Here is a 20957-nt window from a genome sequence, read left to right as displayed (position 1 = left end):
GCCCGATGCTGCGCGGAGAGCAAGACGAAGGTGCGGGGCGCTATTCGTTAGACGCTAGCCCCCTCGGATTCTGCATGCACCGTTGACCCAAGGGATAAGCCCCGACGGGCGCAACACACAGCCGTCGTGGTGCTGAAAAGTAAACGAAGACCGCACCCTGAGAAGTGCGCGTTAACGCTTTTTCCAGCAGCACCAACTCCACGCAATCCTCGTGGTAAGCTGGTGACAACTATCAGCCACAGTTTTTTGCGAGGGTGACATGGCGTTTAGTGAAGAGCAGTTAAGCGAAGTTGCTGATATTCTCGAACAGGCGGGGCGTGCGATCGTGATGCCCTCTTTCGGCAAGCTGTCGGCGGCGGAGATTCGTGCCAAAACCAGTGCCATCGATCTGGTAACCGATGCCGACGAAGCCGCTGAGCGTTTCATCAGCGATGCGCTGCTGACCACCTTCGACAACGCTATGGTGATTGGTGAAGAAGCCGTAGCGCAGGGGCAGGCATCGCTGGACACGCTAATGCACGCGAAGCTGGCGTTCGTGATCGATCCGATTGACGGTACCCGTAACTATGCCTCAGCGACACCGCTGTTCGGCATTATGGTGGCGGTCATCGAAGCAGGGGAAGTTGCGGCGGGCATCATCTACGACCCGGTAACGGAGCGGCGCTATTGCGCGGTGAAAGGCCAGGGAGCCTGGGCACAGTGGCCCGATGGCAGCCGCCACCCGCTGCAGGTGGCGAAGCCGGTCGCGCTCGAAGACACCGAAATGCTGATCTCGACCGGACACCTCGACGAGCCGCTGAAGAGTCAGGTGAACGCGCGTCTGGGGCGCTTTAGCGCGGTGTCGATGCTGCTATGTGCCGCTCACGAATACCGGCTGCTGGCGGAGGGCTACCGCCACGCCTCGTTCTATCGCAAGCTAATGCCGTGGGATCACGCCGCTGGCTGGCTGATTCATCAGGAAGCAGGCGGCTACTCAGCGCACTTTGACGGCTCGCCATACCGCCTCGACAACCTGGCGGGCGGCTTGATTTGCGCCCCGGACCAGGCCAGTTGGGAAGCACTTCGGGAGGCATTGATAGCGCCGTGACGATGCACCGGTGGGCACTGCTGACGCTGCTCGCGCTGCCTCTGGCATGCGTTGCGGCGCCAATCGACTTGAGCGTACCCGGCCCTGACTTTGCGGCCGAGGCGCACAAGTACGGCAGCCACTCGGAACACCCCACAGCGCTTAACGACAACAATCCTGAGCTGATCTCGCAACCGCCCAAGCAGCGCGGTGTCGATGTGCACGGCGGCCTTGAGGCCGGCTACATGACCGGCAGCCACGGTGCCTCAGGCCATTACACCGCTGGCCACGTTCACCTTGACCGCGGCAACACCCGCGTCACGTTGGGCTTCAGCGAGTCGAAGCTGAACGGCGGCGATTGGGATAACCGGCGCGACAGGTAAGCACGCTTTCGCAGCAGCGGCGCAGCGATACCTGACACGCGACTTGCATTGGCTGAATCGCCACCGAATGCCTAGAGGCAGGGATGCCGCTCGAATGCGCTACCGACTAGAGCGCCAGCAAATGCTCGCGGTAGTAGCGCAATTCCTCGATGGATTCGCGAATATCGTCGAGCGCCTGATGCGTCGCGCGCTTCTTGAAGCCCTCGAGAATGCCAGGCTTCCAGCGTTTCGCCAACTCTTTCAGCGTTGAGACATCGAGATTGCGGTAGTGGAAGAACTCAGCCAGCTGCGGCATTTCGCTCTGCATAAAGCGGCGATCCTGATGCACGCTGTTACCGCACAGCGGCGATTTTCCTGGCCCGATGTGCTGGCTCAGAAATTCAATGGTCAGACGCTCAGCCTCGGCGGTATCCACGCGGCTATTGCGCACGCGCTCAATCAGCCCTGACTCGCCATGGGTACGGGTGTTCCATTCATCCATCGCATCCAGCAGTTGATCGTCCTGATGCACCGCGATCACCGGCCCCTCGGCAATCACATTGAGGTTGCCATCGGTCACGATGGTGGCCACCTCGATAATGCGATTAACGCTAGGATCGAGACCGGTCATTTCCAAATCAATCCACCCAAGCCGATCGTCGGCCGGGTTGATTCCTTCTGCTGCGTGCGGCATTAACACTTCTCCACCAAATCAGGATAACCGCACAAGAGTAAACCTGTAGAATGGCAGGTCAAGCAAGCCACCATTTTAGCCAGAGGACGCATGAGCGGACGCAAACTCACTCGCCAGCAGCAGCGGCGCATTGATCGTATTCAGGCCGAACGCAATCGGCGCGCTGCCAGTCAGGAGGCGCGCGAACAGCAGAAGCTGGAATCAGGCGAGTTCGGCCCTGAGCAGCGCGGTCGCGTGATCGCTCATTTTGGCAAAAGCCTGGATGTCGAAAGCGAGCGCGGCAGCGTGCATCGCTGCCATTTACGCGCCAATCTCGAGTCGCTGGTGAGCGGGGATAACGTTAGCTGGCGCGAAGGCGACGATGGCAGCGGTGTAGTGGTGGCGCGCCTGCCGCGCAGCTCAACGCTGGAGCGCCCCACCTTTCAGGGCGTGCTCAAGCCGGTGGCGGCCAACCTTGATCGCATCATGATCGTGTTCGCAGTGGAGCCAGCGCCGCACGCCAATCTGATCGACCGCTACCTGGTCGCGGCCGAAGAAACCGGTATTCAGCCGGCACTGGTGCTTAACAAGATCGACCTGCTGAGCGATCGCGACTCTTCTACCCTAGCGCTGCTCGAGCGGTACCAAGGGCTTGGCTATGAAGTTATCGAAGCTTCTATTTCTGCCGCGGGCGGGCTTGATGCGCTGCGCGACTCGCTCAAGGGCCACATCGCTGTTTTCGTGGGGCAATCGGGAGTAGGCAAATCGTCGCTCATCCAGGCACTGCTGCCCAACGAAGCACTGCGCGTTGGCGAGCTTTCCAGCGACACTCGCAAAGGCACCCACACCACCACCACCGCGCGCCTGTACCATTTTCCCGACGGCGGTGATCTGATCGATTCCCCCGGCATTCGCGAGTTTGGCCTGGGGCATCTCGATGAAACCGCCATCGCCGACGGCTTTGTCGAGTTTCGTCCCTATCTTGGCTACTGCCGCTTCCGCAACTGCCGTCATGTAAACGAGCCCGGCTGTGCGCTGCTCGAGGCCGTCGACAGTGAAGAGATCAGCGCCGAGCGCTTCGCCAGCTTCCGCCGCATTGTGGCCGATCCGGAGCGTTAGCAGAGCGGATATGCTCTACACTCAACGTAGCGCGCTTAGTACACGTTCGGCGTGCTCAATGGCTGAGAAACACTCTCTGCCGCCCTTCTCTCTTCTAGCGAGGTCATCATGCCTATTGTTACCGTCCAGCAGTTCCCGCGCAGCACCGAACAAAAACGCGAACTGGCGCATCGCATTACTGCCGCCTTTGTCGATACCTGTCAGGTACCAGCGGAGGCAGTGCAGGTGTTCTTTCAGGAAAGCGACGGTGAGAACTATGCCAAGGGCGGTGTGCTAGGCGTTGATCTGCCGAAGCGCTGAGTACGATAACGCGGTGCCGTCGGGAGTACGCTGAGCCTGGCGCTTGGTGTGCCAAATGATGCGATCAGTACGCCGCTTGGTGGCGCGGCTTCGGCACCTTGTTCTATCAGTGCACACAACGCGACATAAGGGGAATTGAGCCGCACTCGGTTAAGGCGGACAATAGCAGGCAGTTGCACTGTAGCAGCATCGGGCACCCTCAGGTTGGGTGGGTGACCCGCTATTTTGTCAGATAACCGAATTTTCGCGAGCGGCAGTGCTGGGCCGTGATGCGATCCGTGAGGGGGACACGTTTGAACCTGAACCTGTTCTAGGACCCTCAATAATGCAAGCACTTAGATGGCATAACACCAAAGACATTCGATTGGATGAGGTTGAAACACCCAGCGTTGCGCCAGGCCGCGTCAAGATCAAAATCAAGTGGTGCGGTATTTGCGGCACCGATCTGCACGAATACCTGGCAGGCCCCATTTTCATTCCGGTCGGTACTCCCCACCCGCTCACCGGTGATAAAGCTCCGGTAATTCTCGGCCACGAGTTTGCCGGTGAAATCGTCGAAGTAGGCGACGGCGTTAGCGATTACCGCGTTGGCGACCGTGTCACCGTCGAACCTATCATTAACGATCCTGATTCCAAAGCGAGTCGCCAGGGGCTTTATAACCTGTGCGACAAGATGGGCTTTTATGGGTTGGCAGGCATGGGCGGCGGTTTTTCCGAATATGCTTCGGTGCCGGCCTCCATGCTGCATCGGTTGCCCGATAGCGTTAGCTACCAGCAAGGTGCACTGGCCGAGCCTGCTTCGGTCGCAGTACATGCGGTACGCCAGAGTCGCTTCAAAATGGGCAATAAGGCCGCGGTATTCGGCGCTGGCCCGATAGGTCTGTTGGTGATCGAAGCACTTAAGGCCGCTGGCGCTCAGGAGATTTACGCGGTTGAGCTGTCGCCGCAGCGTCGCGAGCGTGCCGCCGCCCTGGGGGCTAAGGTCATCGACCCTGCGCAGGTCGATGCGGTAGAAGAGATTATCGCCCGCACCGACGGCGGCGTGGATGTCGCCTATGAAGTTACCGGCGTACCCAAGGTGCTCGAGCAGAGCATCGACTGCGTGCGCATTCAGGGCGAAACCATGATCGTTAGCGTCTGGGAAGGCGACGCACCGATTCTGCCCAACAATGTACTGATGAAAGAGAGCCATATCACCGGCATTATTGGCTATCGCAACGTCTTCCCCGCCACCCTCGCACTGATGGAGCAGGGGTACTTCAAGGTCGAAGACTTCGTGACCAAAAAGGTCGCGCTCGCCAATGTGATTGAAGAAGGCTTCGAAACACTGCTGAAAGAAAAGGATCAGGTAAAAATTCTGGTCTCTCCCGAGCAGTAATCAGCGCTCTCTCCCCTTGCCTAGCGATACCAACGGCAAGGGGCAGCATGGCCTGCCTCTAGCGGGCATCGATATACCCCAACGCGAACAGGCGCGGCTTGCTGCCAGCGCCTGTTTTGTATTTGGCAGGGCAGTCGTCCCATTCGCGCCGACATCGCTGTCCCCTCGGTGCCTGCAGATAAGCAAGCTTCTCGATAATGCCGAGAATGTCGCCGAAACCCCGTTGCTATCGCTTAACGAGCGAAGATAAACCTGATAAAGGTGGGCTTATTTCCACCACGCTGGCTGTTCGGGTGATGCATTGCCCATATCGTTCGCTCCTGCTCCTGCTCCTGCTCCTGCTCCTGCTGATACCATCGCAAAGGCACTCGCCGGAATAATAGGCGCAAGGTGATTGGTCACTAGCATTGCCTGCGACAAATGAACGAGAACGCTAAAGGTAGCTATTTTAAGGCGCGCTTTTTCGTCTGCTGTCGCTTATCTTTGATTTAACACGCTAATGCACCCTGCCTGCGCTGAGTAACGTAGCAAGCGCAAGTGTGCGCCACCACCTATCGTTTCGCTACAGGCCTTTCTCTAGCTCAGGGCCACCGGCGTTTAACAACGGAGCATTCCCTTCTATGGCCCTGTCGCTAAACGGCATCACTCAGATTGCCGTCACCTTTCTACTTTTTGCGCTTACCGCGGTGCTAGAAATTGTTGGCTGCTATTTGCCGTGGCTGTGGCTACGTCAGGGCGGTAGCGTTTGGCTACTGCTGCCGGCTGCCGTTTGCCTTGCGTTATTCGCATGGTTACTCACTCTGCACCCCGACGCCGCAGGCCGAACCTACGCCATTTACGGCGGCATCTACATCGTGGTGGCGCTACTGTGGCTATGGTGGGTCGATGGCATCAAGCCGAGCGGCTGGGATGTCACCGGCGCAATCGTTGCCCTGATTGGCGTGGCGATTATCGCACTTGCGCCACGCGCATAGCGCTCGCTCTTTTCGTTCGCCCATAACGAATAATATCGCCAGCGGCTGGTGCTAAAACAGCGACTCATACAAAGCCGAGCGGCAATCCGCTACACTGGGGCCATCAACGCAGCGCCAGCGCGGTGCGTTGTGTTCTAAACAACGCTTCCGCCCGTCTTCTTCAGAGCCGTTCTTGTGTCCAGCAGTACCTCTTCTTCGATCTCAGCCCCGCGCGTAACCCCTCGCGACGTGATTGCTGTGGCTGCTGGCGCGGCAGTCGAATTCTTCGACTTCAGCGTTTACGCAACCTTTTCGGTCATGATCGGCCACGCCTTTTTCCCCTCACAAAGCGCGGTGGCCAGCCTGCTGCTGTCGCTATCGGTGTTTGGACTCGGATTTTTGGTGCGACCGCTGGGGGCGCTACTGATTGGCAGCTATGCCGATAAGGCGGGCCGCAAGCCAGCCATGCTACTGACCATGGTGCTAATGGCCGTGGGTACCGGCGGTTTGGTGGTACTGCCTGACTACGCCACGCTAGGCATTGCGGCGCCCATTCTGCTAGTGCTGGTCAGAATGATCCAAGGCTTGGCGTGGGGCGGTGAAGCAGGGCCAGCCACCACCTTTATCATGGAAGCGGCTCCCCCCCACCGTCGCGGGCTCTTTACCAGCTGGCAGATTGTGGCGCAGGGGGCGGCGGGCGTCAGCGCAGGCGCCATCGGCTATCTGCTTAGCGTGGTGCTCAGCGATGATCAGCTCGCCAGTTGGGGCTGGCGAATCCCCTTCGCTTGTGGACTGTTGATCCTGCCGATTTCGATCTACTTGCGCCGCCATCTGCGCGACACCCTAGCGCCCCACTGCGACAGCACCATGACGTCGCAGCGTGCCTTGATCAAACGCGTATTCAGTCAGCATTCACGCTGGGTGGTAGTGGGCATCCTGATTATTTCAGGCAGTACTATTTCCCAGTACTTCCTCAACTACATGGCTACCTACGCGCTGCACGAGCTGCACTATCCCACCCGCGTCGCGATGCTGTCGCCGCTGCTGATTGGGATTGGCGTGATGGTGTTTTCGCTGGTGGGCGGATGGATGGCCGACCGCTACGGCCGTGTGCCGACCATTGTAGTGCCGCGCCTGCTGCTAACGCTGGCGATATGGCCGGGGCTGGTGCTTATCAATCGGATGCACAGTGAGGGGCTATTCTTCTGCATTGTGGCGCTCTTTACCGCACTGCAGTGCATCAGCGGCGCAGGCCTTTTGGTGGCGGTGTGCGAAGTGTTTCCGCAGCAGATTCGTGCGACCGGCTTTTCGCTGGTGTACGCGCTGGGGATTACCCTGTTCGGCGGCAGTGCTCAGCTGATTTTCTCATGGTTGAGCGAAGCTACCGGCGATCCGGTTAGCCCGGCGTGGTACCTGATTGCGACCAACATCCTGTGCATGCTGGCCGCGCTTACCTTAAAAAGAAAGCCGCGCCAGTAAAGGCGCGGCCGATGGAAAGCGACTGAGGCAGCGCTTTCGGCAACCATGGAAATCAGGCGCAGGACTACTTACAGCCCGACACCGAACGACCCTAGCCCCAAACCGACGCCGCCGCCCCATCCGTGATGGGTTCCGTAGCCCACCGTGGGATAGACCTGCACGCGGCGAGCACCGTCATAAAGCGAGGGTGAGCGACGCTCGGGGGCCTGGCGGCTATCAAATACAGGACTGTTGGCGGCATCTTCCGTAATCGCTTTTTCATGCGCGCGCTGTTCAGGTGTTTCACTGGCAGTAGGTGCGTTATTCGCTCCTTGCCCGGTATAGGCAGGACCGGCACAGCCGGTAAGCAGCAGCGCGACCACGATTGGAACGGTCTTGATAAGCTGCATGACGTCCTCCTTGCGACTCGCGCGGAAACGTTCCGTGCGTTGATGCCTCCATTATAGCAGACCCGCCCTACTGGCTCAGTGGCGCGGTCAGCCTATAAACAGCAATAGCAGTGACAGTAGCGCCAGAATCCACATGGTCAGGCGAATTTCGCTGGCCTTGCCCACCGCCAGTTTACACACCACAAAGGCCAAAAAGCCGAAGATAATGCCGTGCGTAATCGAATAGGTAATCGGGATCAGCATCATCGCGATGAAGGCAGGAATCGCTTCGTCGTAACGCTCCCATTCAATCGCGCGAATCGGCGATAGCATAAAAACGCCGACCATAATCAGCGCCGGTGCCGTCGCAATGGCGGGCACTAGCGCCAGCAGCGGCGACAAAAACAAAAACGGCACAAACAGCACACCACAGGTGACCGCCACCAGCCCGGTGCGACCGCCTTGGCTAATGCCCGCGGCAGATTCCACGAAGGCATTGGCGGGGCTGGTGCCCAGAAACCCCGAAACCAGCGCTGAGCCTGCATCAATGACCATGGAGCGTCGAATATTGCGCGGGTCGCCGTTTTCATCGAGCAGATTAGCCGCCTGCGACAGCCCCATAAAGGTAGACAGCGCATCGAAAAACGCGGTGAATAGCAGCACGAAGATAAACGGCCAGTAGATATGCTGAAGCGCGCCCAGCAGATCAACCTGAAACAGGCCGCCGAAGTCAGGCAAGGCAAAAATGCCGTTGAAATTCACCAGCGTATGCAGACCAGGCGCGTATGCTGAACCATCGCCCCACCAGCGTCCGATAGGTATCGCCATCACAGTGGTCAGAATAATGCCAATGATCAGCGCCCCCGGCACCCGGCGCGCCACTAGCGCGGCGGTGATTGCCAGCCCCAGCAGGAAGGTCACCACCGGCGCAGTAAGGTCGGCCATGCCCAGCACGGTGGCAGAATTGCTGACCAGAAACTTGGCATTGACCAGCCCCACCACGGTGATAAAAAGCCCGATGCCACAGGCCACCGCATGGCGCAGTGACGCAGGAATGGCATCAATCACGTATTGGCGCACGTTAAGCACGGCCAACACCACAAACGCCACACCGGCCCAAAATACGCAGCCCAGCGCGATCGGCAGCGGCACACCCGCCCCCACCACCATGGTGTAAGTAAACAGCGCATTAATACCCATACCGGGAGCCAACAGCACGGGGCTGCGCCCGTACAGCCCCATCGCGAAGCTGCCGAAGGCACTGATCAGCACCGTAGCCGTCAGTCCTTGCGAGAAGGGAATATGAGCGCTGCTCAAGATGGTTGGGTTGACCACAATGATATACATGGCCGCCAGAAAGGTGCTTACCCCCGCCACGATCTCGCGGCGCGGAGTACTGCCTTCCCGGGATATTCCAAACAATCGGTCCAGCACAGGCGGTCTCCTTCGACACGCGCCCACGGCGGTGCCTTGTTGTTGTACTAGCGGCTTGAATGACGTGCCTGCAGGCGGGATGAAGCAGCGACACATCGCAGAAAGATGCGCAGTATAATCGTTTTTCCCGCCCCTTCGACAGCCCGCCGCTTGGCAGCCATTGTATCGCGCGCGCTGTACCGCTAGGCTCAGGGGATTGTCGCCCTCTTGATCGACCCTCGTTTGCGGAGCCCATAATGTCGAACTCACCCCTGCTGCCATTGATTGCAGAACCCGCCCAACTCGAAAACGTGCTGGGACACCGCGACCTGCTCATTATTGACGTTCCGCTTAACGCTGACAGCTATAGCGAAGGCCATGTACCGGGGGCGGTCTATCTTGATCACGCGCGACTATTGCGCGGTAGTGGCGAAGTGCCTAACGAGGTGCCCAGTGAACAGCAGCTTTCGGCGCTGTTTTCGGAATTGGGACTCACCCCTAACACCCATGTGGTGGCCTACGATGACGAAGGCGGCGGCTGGGCCGGGCGTCTGCTCTGGACACTCGAGCTGCTGGGCCATCGTCACTACTCCTATCTGAACGGCGGTATTCACGCTTGGCGTGCCGAGCAGCGGCCGGTTGAGACCACCGCGAATCGCGCCTCGCCCAGCGATTACCGTGCCACTATCGAGCATCCCGACGTTGCCGTTGATCGCGACACCCTGCTCGAACGACTAGACGATGTGGTGGTGTGGGACGCGCGCTCCGCCGCTGAATACAATGGTCAGAAAGGCAACAACAAGCGGCTCGGCCACCTTCCCGGTGCGATTAATCTGGACTGGGAAGAGCTCAAGGATCAGCAGCAGCATATGCGCCTGAAGCAAAATGCCGAGCTGTTAACCCTGCTGGCAGAGCGCGGCCTCACCCCTGACGGGGAAATTGTGACGCACTGCCAAAGCCACCACCGCAGTGGTCTGGCATGGCTGGCCGGGCGCGCACTAGGGCTGAATATCCATGCCTACCCCGGCTCGTGGAAGGAATGGGGCAACCGCGACGATACCCCTATCGAATCATGACCGATCACGGTGATCGGCTCCGCCCTGCCAGCCGCCGTTGCGAGTGATGGCGAACGTGGAGCCTTTGCCGCCATGCCCGCAGCGCGCCACTGCCTTGAAACGACGCCACTGCGCCCGCTCTTGGCGGGTTCGACTGACGGCCCGTCAGAGCGTCGAGTTGCGTCGGGATTATCTTTCGGGCCAGCGGTGGAGCTTGCTTCAACAGGCGGTTACACTGCCTCTCTTTAACGCTCCCTTCGTGACTCGACGCCATGTCCAACTCTTTGCGCGACCGCCTGTTTATTGCCCTTCAGCACTCACTGCCGCAAGCATTGCTTTCTCAACTGGCCGGGAAATTGGCGGATGCGCGTACGCCATGGCTGAAATCGCTGCTTATTCAGCAGTTCGCTCGCCACTATCGCATCGATATGAGCGATGCGGTCGAACCCCATCTCGACGCTTACCCAAGTTTCAACGCATTTTTCACTCGCGCGCTCACCCCTGAAGCACGCCCGCTGGGCGATCATCTGGTATCCCCCGCCGACGGCGAAGTGTCACAGCTGGGCGCGATCACTACGGGGCAACTGCTGCAAGCGAAAGGCCGCCACTACAGCATCGACACGCTGCTCGGTGGTGCCAGCCAGTGGAGCGCACCTTTCCAAAACGGCCGTTTCGCCACCGTTTATCTATCACCGCGTGACTATCACCGCGTGCACATGCCGTGCGCAGGCACCTTGAAGCGCACCGTGTATATTCCCGGGCAGCTGTTTTCGGTCAACCAGACCACCGCGGCGAATGTTGACCAACTGTTTGCACGCAACGAGCGCTTGGTCTGCCATTTCGATACCGAAGCAGGCCCGATGGCATTAGTGCTGGTGGGCGCAATGATTGTCGCCGGTATCGAAACCGTATGGGGCGGCCCTGTCGAGGCGCACGGCAAACGCCTTCAGCGCCATGATTTCAGCAACGGTGTACGACTCGAGAAGGGGCAGGAAATGGGCCGCTTCCGGCTAGGATCGACGGTAATCGCTTGCTTCGATCAAAATGTTACGCCCGCCGCTGGCATCAGCGCGGGCGATAGCATTCGTCAGGGCAATACGCTGTTCACGATTGGCGATCCTGACTTGGCGCCCGCACCGACTCCCTCCTGAAAAGCGATCCGGTCGGCGCGATAGCGACCGCCATCCGCCGAGGCTTTCGCCAGGGCTATCTCGAATAGCTATCCACCAGCGCTATCCGGCGGGTAGTGACGCCTTGTTCAGCAACTGCGGCATATGACTATCGCCCTGCACGCGGGTGCGGCTGGTGGGCAGATATTCGGGATAGTGCGTGGCTACCCAGGAAATCATCGCCTCGCGCACAAAGCAGCAGGTGTTCCACCAGTTATCCAAGCCATCGGCCGACACCAGAATACGCAACTGCATGGCGTGCTCGTTCATATCGCACACCTGCAGCGCGCGCTCACGGCCGTTGTAGTCAGGCGCTCGTTCGAGCACGCGCGAGAATTCCTCACGCAGCTCATCCAACGGCAGTCGGTAATCGAACCACAGGAAGATCGCGCCGATCAGGTTGGTGTCGGTGCGTGACCAGTTGGAGATAGGGTTCTCAATGAAGTAGGTGAGCGGAATCACCTGACGGCGGTCGTCCCAGCTGCGTACCACAATGTAGGTGGTGGTAATCTGTTCGACGTAGCCGGGCTCGCCGTTGATCTCGAGCAGATCGTCGATGCTGATGGGTTGGGTCATGGCGATCTGCAGCCCTGCAATCACGTTCGACAGCACCGGCCGCGCGGCAAAGCCAACCGCCAAACCCGCTAGCCCTGCCGACGCCATCATGCTGGCGCCAAATTGCCTGACCGCGGGAAACAGCATCAGCATGCCGGCCAAACCGAACAGCGTCACAATCACCATGGCGGTGCGGCTGAGAACGCGAATTTGGGTGAGCATGCGGCGGGAGCGCTGCGAGCGGTCGCCTACCTTATCGAAGCCAATCGTGTACATCGCCTCGATGCCGCTAATAATGCCAACCAGCAGCCAGGTCGCGGCGCCAATCATCGCGCATACCAGCAGACGCTGCAGCGGCACCATCCAGGATAAACCGTCCAGCAGCGGTGCCGAGTTCACCATGACCGCGAAGCAGAACAACGGCACCAGCCAGCGCATTGGCGCCGCGACATGCTCCTTGAGTGAATTAAGGCGCGGCTTGCCCTTGGCCACCCGATTGAATACCAGCCTCGCGGCTAGCGACAGTATGAGTGAAACGACCATTGCCACCACGGCATAACTTGCCAATCTTGCCAGTGGGGATTCCTGCCATATCGCAATCACATCGAACGCCATCAGCACTTCCTCTTCACAGGTGTTGATTTAGATGGCATCGCTAGGGAGATACCGGTGAGGCTCAGCACAGCGTTATTGGTTGTTGTTGCCGCGCTGGCGTAATCGAAACCAGACAAACGATCGTCTAGCATGTACGAAAAACGTCCTCGTTACGATAGCGAAAAGCGTGTTATTGCGCCAAATGCCCTCGTGGGCGCTGCTCCGGGGCTATCGAGCAACGCGGCGATCGCGCTATCATGACGCCTCAATTCGGCCCTACATGCCTTTGTTTACTACCTGACGCTCGCTTCATCACAGGGAATAGCCTTGACCTCTAAGCCACGCTCCAAAAGCACTGCCAAACGTAAGCCATCATCCTCTTCGCGGGCGAAAAAAGCGCCAGCTGCTGCGCCTCGCTCCCGCTACAAAGGACTCGCTATCGCGTTCATTCTGGTGGTGGCTGCCACCGTCTATCTGCACAGCGGTTCAGGCAGTAACGGCTGGAAGCAAGGGCTGGAGCAGATGCTTGGCTACCTGCCGCGCTACGTTATTGCGGCGCTGGTGGCGGTAGCTGGTGGTTATCTGGCCAGCCTGCTGGGCGGCAAGGGGCGCGCCAATAAGGTCTTTTCGGTGAGCGCCGTGGTGGTGTTTTTGCTGATGGCAGCGCTGCTGGTGTTCAAAAACGGCTGGGTAAACGATCAGCTAAAGGATGGCAGCGCTGGGCTGTCGCAGTGGCTGGGCGATAAACCGTCGAGCACATCACATAACAACGGCCAAACCAGCGCCCCTGCGCCTCAGCCGAAACCGGAGCCCAAGCCGGAATCTAAACCGGAGACAAAACCGCGTCCCACTCCTGAGCAGCCCGCTCACGAGACCAAGCCCAGCACACCGGCCAAGGTCGATCTGGGCGGTTGGGCACAGCAGGTGAATAAACGCCTGCCCAGCAAGGTGGATCAGTACACGCAGCTGTCGAAAATTATCTACGCCCCCAAGGCCCATAAGGTCAGCGTTAATTACGACGTCGATAACTTCGACTCCCTGGGCATCGATGAAGAAGACTTCACCGCCAAAATGGCGACCAACGTGAAGAAGGAATACTGCCAGGGCGCTTTCTTCAAATCCGCGCGCCAGCAGGGTGCCAGCGTCGAGGTGAACTATCACTACCACTACGGCGGTCTTATTGGCTCACCGATAGTGATCAAACCCAGCGAGTGTCGCTAGCCGACTGCGCAAACCCACACCTTGGTTGTTAAAAAACGCGCCGTCCTGATATCAGGGCGGCGCGTTAGTATCCAGCGTTTGTTGGGTGAGTATTACCTATGCGGCAAAAGCGCTGCCGGTACGCATCGCATTAGCGCGGCCCATTCACGCGCGCGGCGTCGGGAAAGCGATCACCTGATCGAGGCTGCGCTCACCGGCCGCTAGCATAATCAGCCGATCTAGCCCCAGCGCTACTCCGCTGCACGCCGGCAGTCCGGCCTCTAACGCGGCGAGCAAACGCTGATCGCTATCAACCTGCGGTTTCCCCATACGTTGGCGCAGCGCGTTGTCGGCGTCAAAACGTACCCGCTGCTCGCTCGCATCGGCTAACTCATCATAACCGTTGGCCAACTCGACACCTTGCCAATACAGCTCGAAGCGCGCCGCCACCTCGACGCCATCCACCGGGTCGCGGCGTTTCTTGGCCAACGCCGCCTGACTGGCCGGATAATCGACGACCGCATCGAGCAGCGCCACCGCCCCACCGCTATCGCGGCCCAGCTGCGGCTCGATTACGTGGCTAAACAGCAGATCCAGGCAATCGTCGCGCGAAAAATCGCTGCTATCCATGCCGCCCACCTTCGCCGCCAGTGCCGCGATATGCGCTGTTTCAGCGGTGAAGGGGTCGATCTCGAGCCACTGTTCGAACAGCGCACGATAGCGATGCACGCTAAGCGACACCGGCTTACCGATCACCCGCTCAATTAGCTCAACGCACTCTTCCCGCAGCAGCTCGAGCCCGTAGCCGGGTTGGTACCACTCAAGCAGGGTGAACTCGATATTGTGGCGCTGGCCGACTTCAGCATCGCGGAACGCATGCGCTATCTGAAAGATAGGGCCGCTGCCCGCAGCCAGCAGCCGCTTCATATGAAACTCGGGCGACGTTTGCAGCCATAAGCGCTGCCGCTGGCCCGACAGCTGCGCTTCTACCTGTAGCGAGTCGAGCAGTGGATCGACACTGCCCCCCTGCCCCAATACCGGCGTATCGACCTCCAACACCTGACGTTCGGCGAAAAACTGCCGCACCGCCGCTACTCGATCGGCACGAAAGCGCAGCGCATCCAGTGACGCGCTGGGCGCCCAGTCGGCCACGGACATAAGGATCTCCTTCAAAACGCAACGGCGCCGGCAGAGTGCCAGCGCCTGAGGCCTTGCGCTATCAAAGCGCTACCGCCTTGGTTGCAACGAAACAGCCATCGCCGTTATGCGCGGCTAACGTATTCGCCGCTACGGGTATCGATTTTCAGCACTTCGCCCTGATTGATAAACAGCGGCACGCGCACCACCGCACCGGTAGAAAGCGTGGCAGGCTTGGAGCCACCCTGCGCGGTGTCGCCTTTCAAGCCGGGGTCGGTTTCGGTAACTTCCAGCTCAATGAAATTGGGCGGCGCAATCGAAATGGGGTTGTCGTTCCACAGCGTTACGATGTAGGACACCTGCTCTTTCAGCCACTTCTGGTTATCACCAACGGCTTTCTTGTCGGCAGCAAACTGCTCGAAGGAACCGTCGGTTTTCATGAAATGCCACATCTCGCCGTCGTTGTAGAGATACTCCATGTCCAGCTCAAGAACATCGGCACCTTCCAGCGACTCGCCCGATTTGAAGGTACGTTCCCACACCCGACCGGTGTTCAGGTTGCGCAGCTTCACGCGGTTGAACGCCTGACCTTTACCGGGTTTTACAAACTCGTTTTCGACGATAGAGCAAGGATCGCCGTCGAGCATTACCTTGAGTCCACCCTTGAATTCGTTGGTAGAATAACTTGCCATGAACACCTCGTGATTAGCGGACAGCTGCGCTGCCTTCTGCCATTGCGGCGTGACACCGCCACCATAATGAAAAAAATCGCTCGATTACTGTCTGGCACGCGATACAGCGCGATCAACCCAACGCGAAGCGCGCCGGGACCGCGCATGTAGCCAGCATTTGTCGCCGCAGCGCGGCACGCTGCCTTACGGCCAACGGTAGTGCGCCACAGAGCGTTTGGTCCGTGCAGCCACCCTTCGCCAGACACAGCCCGCGCAGTCGGCAGCAATCATCAGGACATATGTGAATGATAACCCGAAGTTACCCTCAAGTGCAGGCCATCGCCAGCGACATTAGCACCACCGCACCGCGCGACTGGAAGGCACAGCTTGCCGGTGCCATTCGCGATCCGCGCGAGCTGTGCCAGCAGTTGGGTCTTGATGATGCGTGGCTTGAGGGCGCCGAAGCGGGCCATGCGCTGTTCAAGGTACGCGTTCCGCATGCATACTTGTCGCGTATTGAGCGTGGCAATCCCGCCGATCCCTTGCTGCGTCAGGTGCTGCCGATTTCCAGTGAAACCGACAGCGTCGCAGGGTTCGTCAGCGATCCCCTCGAGGAAGCCGAACACCAGCCGTTGCCGGGCCTGATCCACAAATACGCTAACCGCGTACTGCTGATTACCAGCGGCGCTTGCGCCATCAACTGCCGCTACTGCTTCCGACGTCACTACCCCTATGCCGATAATACCCCTTCTCGACAAGCGCTTGATAACATCCTTCACTATTTGCGCGAGCGCCCTCACATCAATGAAGTGATTCTTTCTGGCGGCGATCCCTTGGCCTCAAGCGACAAGCGCCTGGGCCAGATGGCCGAGCAACTTAGCGCCCTCGAGTCGATCAAACGGCTGCGCATTCACACGCGTTTGCCGGTGGTTATCCCCGATCGTATCGACTCGCAGCTACTGGGCTGGCTAGCCCCCTTGCCCATTCACAAGGTGGTGGTGCTGCACATCAACCATGCCCAGGAGATTGACGACAATGTGATCGCTGCTTGCCAACGTTTGCGTGAGGCGGGCGTTACCCTGCTAAATCAAAGCGTGCTGCTGCGCGGCGTTAACGATAGCGTTGCCGCCCTCGCCCAGCTTTCGGAGCGTTTGATGGACGCACGGGTGTTGCCTTACTACCTGCACGTGCTCGATCCCGTTGCCGGAGCCGCCCATTTCGATATCAGTGATCGCGAAGCCATTAAGCTAGTAGAAGAATTGAGGCAACACCTGGCCGGCTTTCTGATGCCTAGACTGGTCAGAGAAATTCCCGGCGAAGTCAGCAAAACCCCCCTCTACTAAGCCCCGCCGCTATTACCCTGTCGCCTGGGTGTTAACTGCGTGGCGACGCTGATGTCAGGCTTTTCCTAACGCTAGCTTAATCAAGGCGTAATGTTTTAACCCCGCCTTTATGTTAACAATCCCCCCTACCTTAGTCGGGTAATGAACTTTTGCGCATATCGATAGAATGCCGACTCTTCATGAGAAGCACTATCAGCGCCACTCCCTGCCATGTCCGATCATGGCACTAGCTAGGAAATCACTATGTCTTCTGCTCCACCACTCTCACTACACAGGAGGTTACCCGCGTATATCGCTGGTGCCGCCATTGCCCTGCTAGGGCTATTTCTTGTTATTGCCGGTGCCTGGCTGATTAATCTCGGCGGCTCCTGGTACTATCTGATTGCAGGCGTGTTCGCCATCGCCAGCGGTATCGCCATATTCCGCCGCAAGCTTCTCGGTCTATGGCTTTACGCGATACTGCTGGGTGGCACCCTGATATGGGCATTGTGGGAGGTAGGGCTCGACTGGTGGGAATTGGTCCCTCGCGTGGCGATCCTATGCCTGCTCGGCATCATTCTGCTAGTCATCTGGTGGCGTGAATCGCTTGCCCCGCACCGCAATGGTGGTAGCGCCGCGCTGGCGGTTGCCGTTATCGCCTGCGCACTGGTCGCGGTAGTGAGCCAGTTCAAGGATCAGAAAAGCATCAAGGGCCATATTCCTGAGCAGAAGCAAGCACGTGAAGTGCCAGCCACTGAAGCAGCGGGCAACGATTGGGCGTCCTATGGAGGCACCAATGCCGGTACTCACTACTCCTCGCTGAAGCAAATCACTCCAGAAAACATTTCGCACCTGCGCGAAGCATGGCGCATTCACACCGGCGACAAGCCGCGTCCTGATGCTCCGCCCGAGATCACCAACCAGAACACCCCGCTGAAAATCAACGACAGCCTCTATATTTGTACCTCGTACAGCAAGGCCAAGTCGCTTGACGCTACCTCCGGTGAAGTTAACTGGACCTTCGATCCGCATATCAGCAAAGAAGGTGCCAACGACTTCTCTGGCTGGGCGCACATGACCTGCCGCGGTCTCGCCTATCATGACGAAGATGCTTACGCAGACCAGCATGACGGCAAGGCCGATAGCGGCGCTCCGCAGCAGTGTCGCCAGCGTCTGTTCCTGGCCACGGCCGACGCGCGCCTGATTGCGCTGAATCCGAAAAACGGCAAGCGCTGCACCGATTTCGGTAATAACGGCGAAGTGGACATGACCAAAAACATGGGTCCGTTCACGCCGGGTGGCTACTACTCAACTTCGCCGGCCATCACTACCAAGGATTTGGTCGTTGTTGGCGGACACGTGACGGACAACGAGTCCACCGATGAGCCTTCCGGTGTCATCCGTGCCTACAATGTCAGAACCGGTAAGCTGGTCTGGAACTGGGACGCGGGCAACCCCGAAGCAACTGCGCCGATCGCCGAGGACGGCATCTACACGCGCAACTCCTCCAACGTCTGGGCACCGTTCAGCGTCGATGAAGAGCACGGCCTGATCTATCTGCCGATGGGCAACCAGACGCCTGACCAGTTTGGTGCGCACCGCTCGCCCAGCAATGAGAAGTACAGCGCTGGCTTGGTGGCGCTGGATCTGGCCACCGGCAAAGTGCGCTGGCACCGTCAGTTCACCCATCACGACCTGTGGGACATGGACGTACCGGCACAGCCTGTACTGACCGATGTCCGCACCCGTGACGGCATGCGTCAGGCGGTTATTCAGCCGACCAAGCAAGGCAGCTTGTTCGTGCTTGATCGCGTTACTGGCGAACCCATCGTGCCGATCGACGAGCTTCCGGCACCTCAAGGAACGGTTCCCGGCGATCACTCCGCGCCTACCCAGGCACGTTCGCGCCTGAACCTGATCCCACCGAAGCTCACCGAAAAGAACATGTGGGGAGCATCACCGGTCGATCAGCTGATGTGCCGCATCAAGTTCAAGTCACTGCGCTATGAAGGCCAGTTCACGCCGCCTTCCGAGCAAGGTTCGATCGTTTATCCCGGCAACGTAGGGGTGTTCAACTGGAGCGGTATCGCTGTCGATCCTGCGCGCCAGGCCATCTTCACTTCGCCGAACAAGCTGGCCTTCGTATCGCGCATGGTCAACAAGGAAAACCTGACCGAGAAGCTGGAAGGTTCCGCGAGCGAGTCAGGCCTGCAGCTGAACAACGGCATCCCGTGGGCTGTTGAAATGGGCCCGCTGCTATCAATGTTCGGACTGCCGTGTCAGGCACCACCCTGGGGCAATGTCGCAGGCGTCGACCTGGGCTCTCAGAGCGTCACCTGGAAGCATCGTAACGGCACCACGCGCGACCAGACGCCAATTGTGCAGATGCCTTTCAGCATGGGTGTACCGGCGCTGGGTGGTCCCATCACCACCGCAGGTGGCGTATCGTTCCTTGGCGGAACGCTCGACTACTACCTGCGCGCGTATGACATCAATACCGGCAAGGAACTGTGGAAGTCGCGCCTGCCTGCAGGGGGTAATGCCACTCCCATGACGTACATGGGCAAGGACGGCAAGCAGTACGTGGTTATTACTGCCGGTGGCCACGGTACCTTCGGTACCAAAATGAGTGACTACATCATCGCTTATGCGTTGGAAGAGGATTAATCCGCTAGCGTCACTCACCTAGCAACAAAAAGCCCCGCTCGATATCGAGCGGGGCTTTTTTTGAGCAGCTGTAACGTGATTAGACAACCAAGCACGCTGCGGTTATGCACAGCGCAACGCGGTGCTCAATGGTTTAGCCAGCCTGCTCGGCCGCCAAACGAGCGCGTTTTCTGCGCAGCGAGCGACGCAATGCAAAGGCGTATACCGCCAGCCCGATCAGCGCCAAAATAGCGCCTGACCAACCGGTCATCGCCCAACTGCCGGTAACCGTTGCGGAGACGCCGCCCAGCCACGCGCCCAGCGCATTGGCAAGGTTAAACGCCGAATGGTTAAGCGATGCCGCCAAGGTTTGTGCGTTCTTGCCAACATCCATCAGGCGTACCTGCAGCGGCGGCGTTAGCCCCATACAGGTGCCCACCAGAAATACTGCCGGCAATACTGCCCACGCCGAATAAGACAGCGGCGTAAACAGCACCATCACCACCAGCGTCCACACCAGAAAGATGCCCGCAGCGCGCATGGTGCCCTTGTCGGCCATGGAACCGCCCAATTGGCTACCAATGATGGTGCCCACCCCAAAGATAGCCAGAGTGGCTGGCACCCATGAGGACGACAAGTGGCTGACATTGGTGATGGTCGGCGCGATGAAACTCAACACACAGAACATGCCGCCAAAACCGGTGGCGCCAATCGCCAGCGTTAGCCAGATGTCAGGGTTCTTCAGTGCGCCCAATTCCTGTAGCGGAGAGCTTCTTGGGGTATGGTGATCGTTAGGTACAAACAGTACGATCAGCAGCGCGCTCACCGCGCAGATCACGCCCACCATCACATAGGCCATGTGCCAGTTCGACAGTTGACCAATCCATACCGATAGCGGATTGCCGAGCAGTGTCGCCAAGGTAAGCCCCAGCATAACGCGCCCCACCGCTCTGCCGCGATGACGCGGCTCCACCAGCGACGCCCCCGTCAGTGCGGCAACGCCGAAAAACGCGCCATGCGGCAGTCCCGCGATAAAGCGTACCACCATCAGCCCACCAAAATGGCTCACGAACCCTGTCACCACGTTGGCGATAACGCACAGCACCAGCATTAGAATCAGCAGCAGCCGACGCGGTAGCGCAGCCCCGCACACTGCCAGCAGCGGTGCCCCTACCACCACACCAAGGGCGTAGATACTAATCAGATAGCCCGCCTGCGATTCGCTGCTACCGGTGCTGCTAGCCACCTGGGGCAATAGCCCCATCAGCGAGAATTCACCGGTACCGATTCCAAAGGTACCCAGCGCTAGCGCAAACAGCGCCAGTATCAGGCGCCCACCCGACAAATGGGTCGGCGCTGCAGAGTGAGTTGAGGTCATTGACGTTGACACCTTTTTAAGCAAAAAAGCGTGTGCGAACAGAAAAAGCCGCACCCCCTTGGGACACAACTTTTCTCCAACTACCCCAAATGTTTGTAAACATCACCTTGACCTCCACC

General features: G+C 59.0%; 19 protein-coding genes. 12 read left to right on the top strand and 7 right to left on the bottom strand.

The window, feature by feature from the left end; translation table 11 throughout:
* The first annotated feature begins 259 nt into the window (after positions 1 to 259).
* Together R84865_RS12800 and R84865_RS12795 are read left to right on the top strand one after the other, a co-directional pair.
* A complete protein-coding gene (locus R84865_RS12800) occupies positions 260 to 1087 on the top strand; it encodes an inositol monophosphatase family protein (RefSeq protein ID WP_435633073.1) in 828 nt (275 codons plus the stop codon).
* Positions 1084 to 1449: a hypothetical protein gene (locus R84865_RS12795; RefSeq protein ID WP_435636723.1), complete on the top strand. Its 366-nt coding sequence runs from the start codon at positions 1084 to 1086 to the stop codon at positions 1447 to 1449. The genes R84865_RS12800 and R84865_RS12795 overlap by 4 nt, the downstream gene beginning before the upstream one ends.
* Before the next feature lie 106 nt (positions 1450 to 1555).
* Here R84865_RS12795 and orn read toward each other — a convergent pair whose 3' ends face one another.
* Entirely contained in the window at positions 1556 to 2122 is a 567-nt protein-coding gene (gene orn, locus R84865_RS12790; RefSeq protein ID WP_435633075.1) for an oligoribonuclease, read from the bottom strand.
* 90 nt (positions 2123 to 2212) lie between these two features.
* On the opposite strand from orn, the gene rsgA reads away from it, so the two are divergent.
* From rsgA to R84865_RS12765, 5 genes are all read left to right on the top strand, one after another.
* A complete protein-coding gene (gene rsgA / locus R84865_RS12785) occupies positions 2213 to 3220 on the top strand; it encodes a small ribosomal subunit biogenesis GTPase RsgA (RefSeq protein ID WP_435639871.1) in 1008 nt (335 codons plus the stop codon).
* 108 nt (positions 3221 to 3328) lie between these two features.
* On the top strand, positions 3329 to 3520 hold the full coding sequence (locus tag R84865_RS12780) for a tautomerase family protein (RefSeq protein WP_435639870.1): 192 nt from the start codon (positions 3329 to 3331) through the stop codon (positions 3518 to 3520).
* Positions 3521 to 3845: 325 nt separating this feature from the next.
* On the top strand, positions 3846 to 4898 hold the full coding sequence (locus R84865_RS12775; RefSeq protein WP_435639869.1) for a 2,3-butanediol dehydrogenase: 1053 nt from the start codon (positions 3846 to 3848) through the stop codon (positions 4896 to 4898).
* A 620-nt stretch (positions 4899 to 5518) separates the two neighbouring features.
* Positions 5519 to 5872 carry a YnfA family protein gene (locus tag R84865_RS12770; RefSeq protein WP_435633079.1) on the top strand — a complete coding sequence of 118 codons (354 nt, stop codon included), beginning with the start codon at positions 5519 to 5521 and terminating at the stop codon, positions 5870 to 5872.
* Positions 5873 to 6046: 174 nt separating this feature from the next.
* Positions 6047 to 7330, top strand: a complete 1284-nt coding sequence (locus R84865_RS12765) for an MFS transporter (protein WP_435633080.1) — start codon at positions 6047 to 6049, stop codon at positions 7328 to 7330.
* 68 nt (positions 7331 to 7398) lie between these two features.
* On the opposite strand, the gene R84865_RS12760 is transcribed toward R84865_RS12765, so the two are convergent.
* Together R84865_RS12760 and R84865_RS12755 are read right to left on the bottom strand one after the other, a co-directional pair.
* On the bottom strand, positions 7399 to 7719 hold the full coding sequence (locus tag R84865_RS12760; protein ID WP_435633081.1) for a hypothetical protein: 321 nt from the start codon (positions 7717 to 7719) through the stop codon (positions 7399 to 7401).
* Between the two features lie 87 nt (positions 7720 to 7806).
* Positions 7807 to 9132, bottom strand: a complete 1326-nt coding sequence (locus R84865_RS12755; RefSeq protein WP_435639868.1) for an NCS2 family permease — start codon at positions 9130 to 9132, stop codon at positions 7807 to 7809.
* Between the two features lie 236 nt (positions 9133 to 9368).
* Between R84865_RS12755 and R84865_RS12750 the strand changes: the two genes are divergently transcribed.
* Together R84865_RS12750 and asd are read left to right on the top strand one after the other, a co-directional pair.
* Positions 9369 to 10187, top strand: coding sequence for a sulfurtransferase (locus R84865_RS12750; RefSeq protein WP_435633083.1), 819 nt, complete (start codon positions 9369 to 9371; stop codon positions 10185 to 10187).
* Positions 10188 to 10438: 251 nt separating this feature from the next.
* Positions 10439 to 11317: an archaetidylserine decarboxylase gene (gene asd / locus R84865_RS12745; RefSeq protein ID WP_435639867.1), complete on the top strand. Its 879-nt coding sequence runs from the start codon at positions 10439 to 10441 to the stop codon at positions 11315 to 11317.
* An 81-nt stretch (positions 11318 to 11398) separates the two neighbouring features.
* Here the strand turns inward: asd and R84865_RS12740 are convergent, their stop codons facing one another.
* Positions 11399 to 12505: a mechanosensitive ion channel family protein gene (locus R84865_RS12740; protein WP_435633085.1), complete on the bottom strand. Its 1107-nt coding sequence runs from the start codon at positions 12503 to 12505 to the stop codon at positions 11399 to 11401.
* 306 nt (positions 12506 to 12811) lie between these two features.
* On the opposite strand from R84865_RS12740, the gene R84865_RS12735 reads away from it, so the two are divergent.
* Positions 12812 to 13705: a hypothetical protein gene (locus R84865_RS12735; RefSeq protein WP_435639866.1), complete on the top strand. Its 894-nt coding sequence runs from the start codon at positions 12812 to 12814 to the stop codon at positions 13703 to 13705.
* 144 nt (positions 13706 to 13849) lie between these two features.
* Here the strand turns inward: R84865_RS12735 and epmA are convergent, their stop codons facing one another.
* A complete protein-coding gene (gene epmA, locus R84865_RS12730) occupies positions 13850 to 14842 on the bottom strand; it encodes an EF-P lysine aminoacylase EpmA (RefSeq protein ID WP_435639865.1) in 993 nt (330 codons plus the stop codon).
* 104 nt (positions 14843 to 14946) lie between these two features.
* Positions 14947 to 15513 carry an elongation factor P gene (gene efp, locus R84865_RS12725; RefSeq protein WP_435633088.1) on the bottom strand — a complete coding sequence of 189 codons (567 nt, stop codon included), beginning with the start codon at positions 15511 to 15513 and terminating at the stop codon, positions 14947 to 14949.
* Between the two features lie 284 nt (positions 15514 to 15797).
* On the opposite strand from efp, the gene epmB reads away from it, so the two are divergent.
* Together epmB and R84865_RS12715 are read left to right on the top strand one after the other, a co-directional pair.
* Entirely contained in the window at positions 15798 to 16835 is a 1038-nt protein-coding gene (gene epmB, locus R84865_RS12720) for an EF-P beta-lysylation protein EpmB (RefSeq protein WP_435639864.1), read from the top strand.
* A gap of 243 nt (positions 16836 to 17078) precedes the next feature.
* Positions 17079 to 19481 carry a glucose/quinate/shikimate family membrane-bound PQQ-dependent dehydrogenase gene (locus R84865_RS12715; RefSeq protein WP_435639863.1) on the top strand — a complete coding sequence of 801 codons (2403 nt, stop codon included), beginning with the start codon at positions 17079 to 17081 and terminating at the stop codon, positions 19479 to 19481.
* Between the two features lie 133 nt (positions 19482 to 19614).
* On the opposite strand, the gene R84865_RS12710 is transcribed toward R84865_RS12715, so the two are convergent.
* Positions 19615 to 20838, bottom strand: a complete 1224-nt coding sequence (locus R84865_RS12710) for an MFS transporter (RefSeq protein WP_435633091.1) — start codon at positions 20836 to 20838, stop codon at positions 19615 to 19617.
* Between the last annotated feature and the right edge of the window lie 119 nt (positions 20839 to 20957).

Source organism: Carnimonas bestiolae, assembly GCF_051251145.1.
Lineage (GTDB): Bacteria > Pseudomonadota > Gammaproteobacteria > Pseudomonadales > Halomonadaceae > Carnimonas > Carnimonas bestiolae.
Note: the sequence above shows the minus strand (reverse complement) of the source record. Positions and strands in the feature narration are given on the sequence as shown.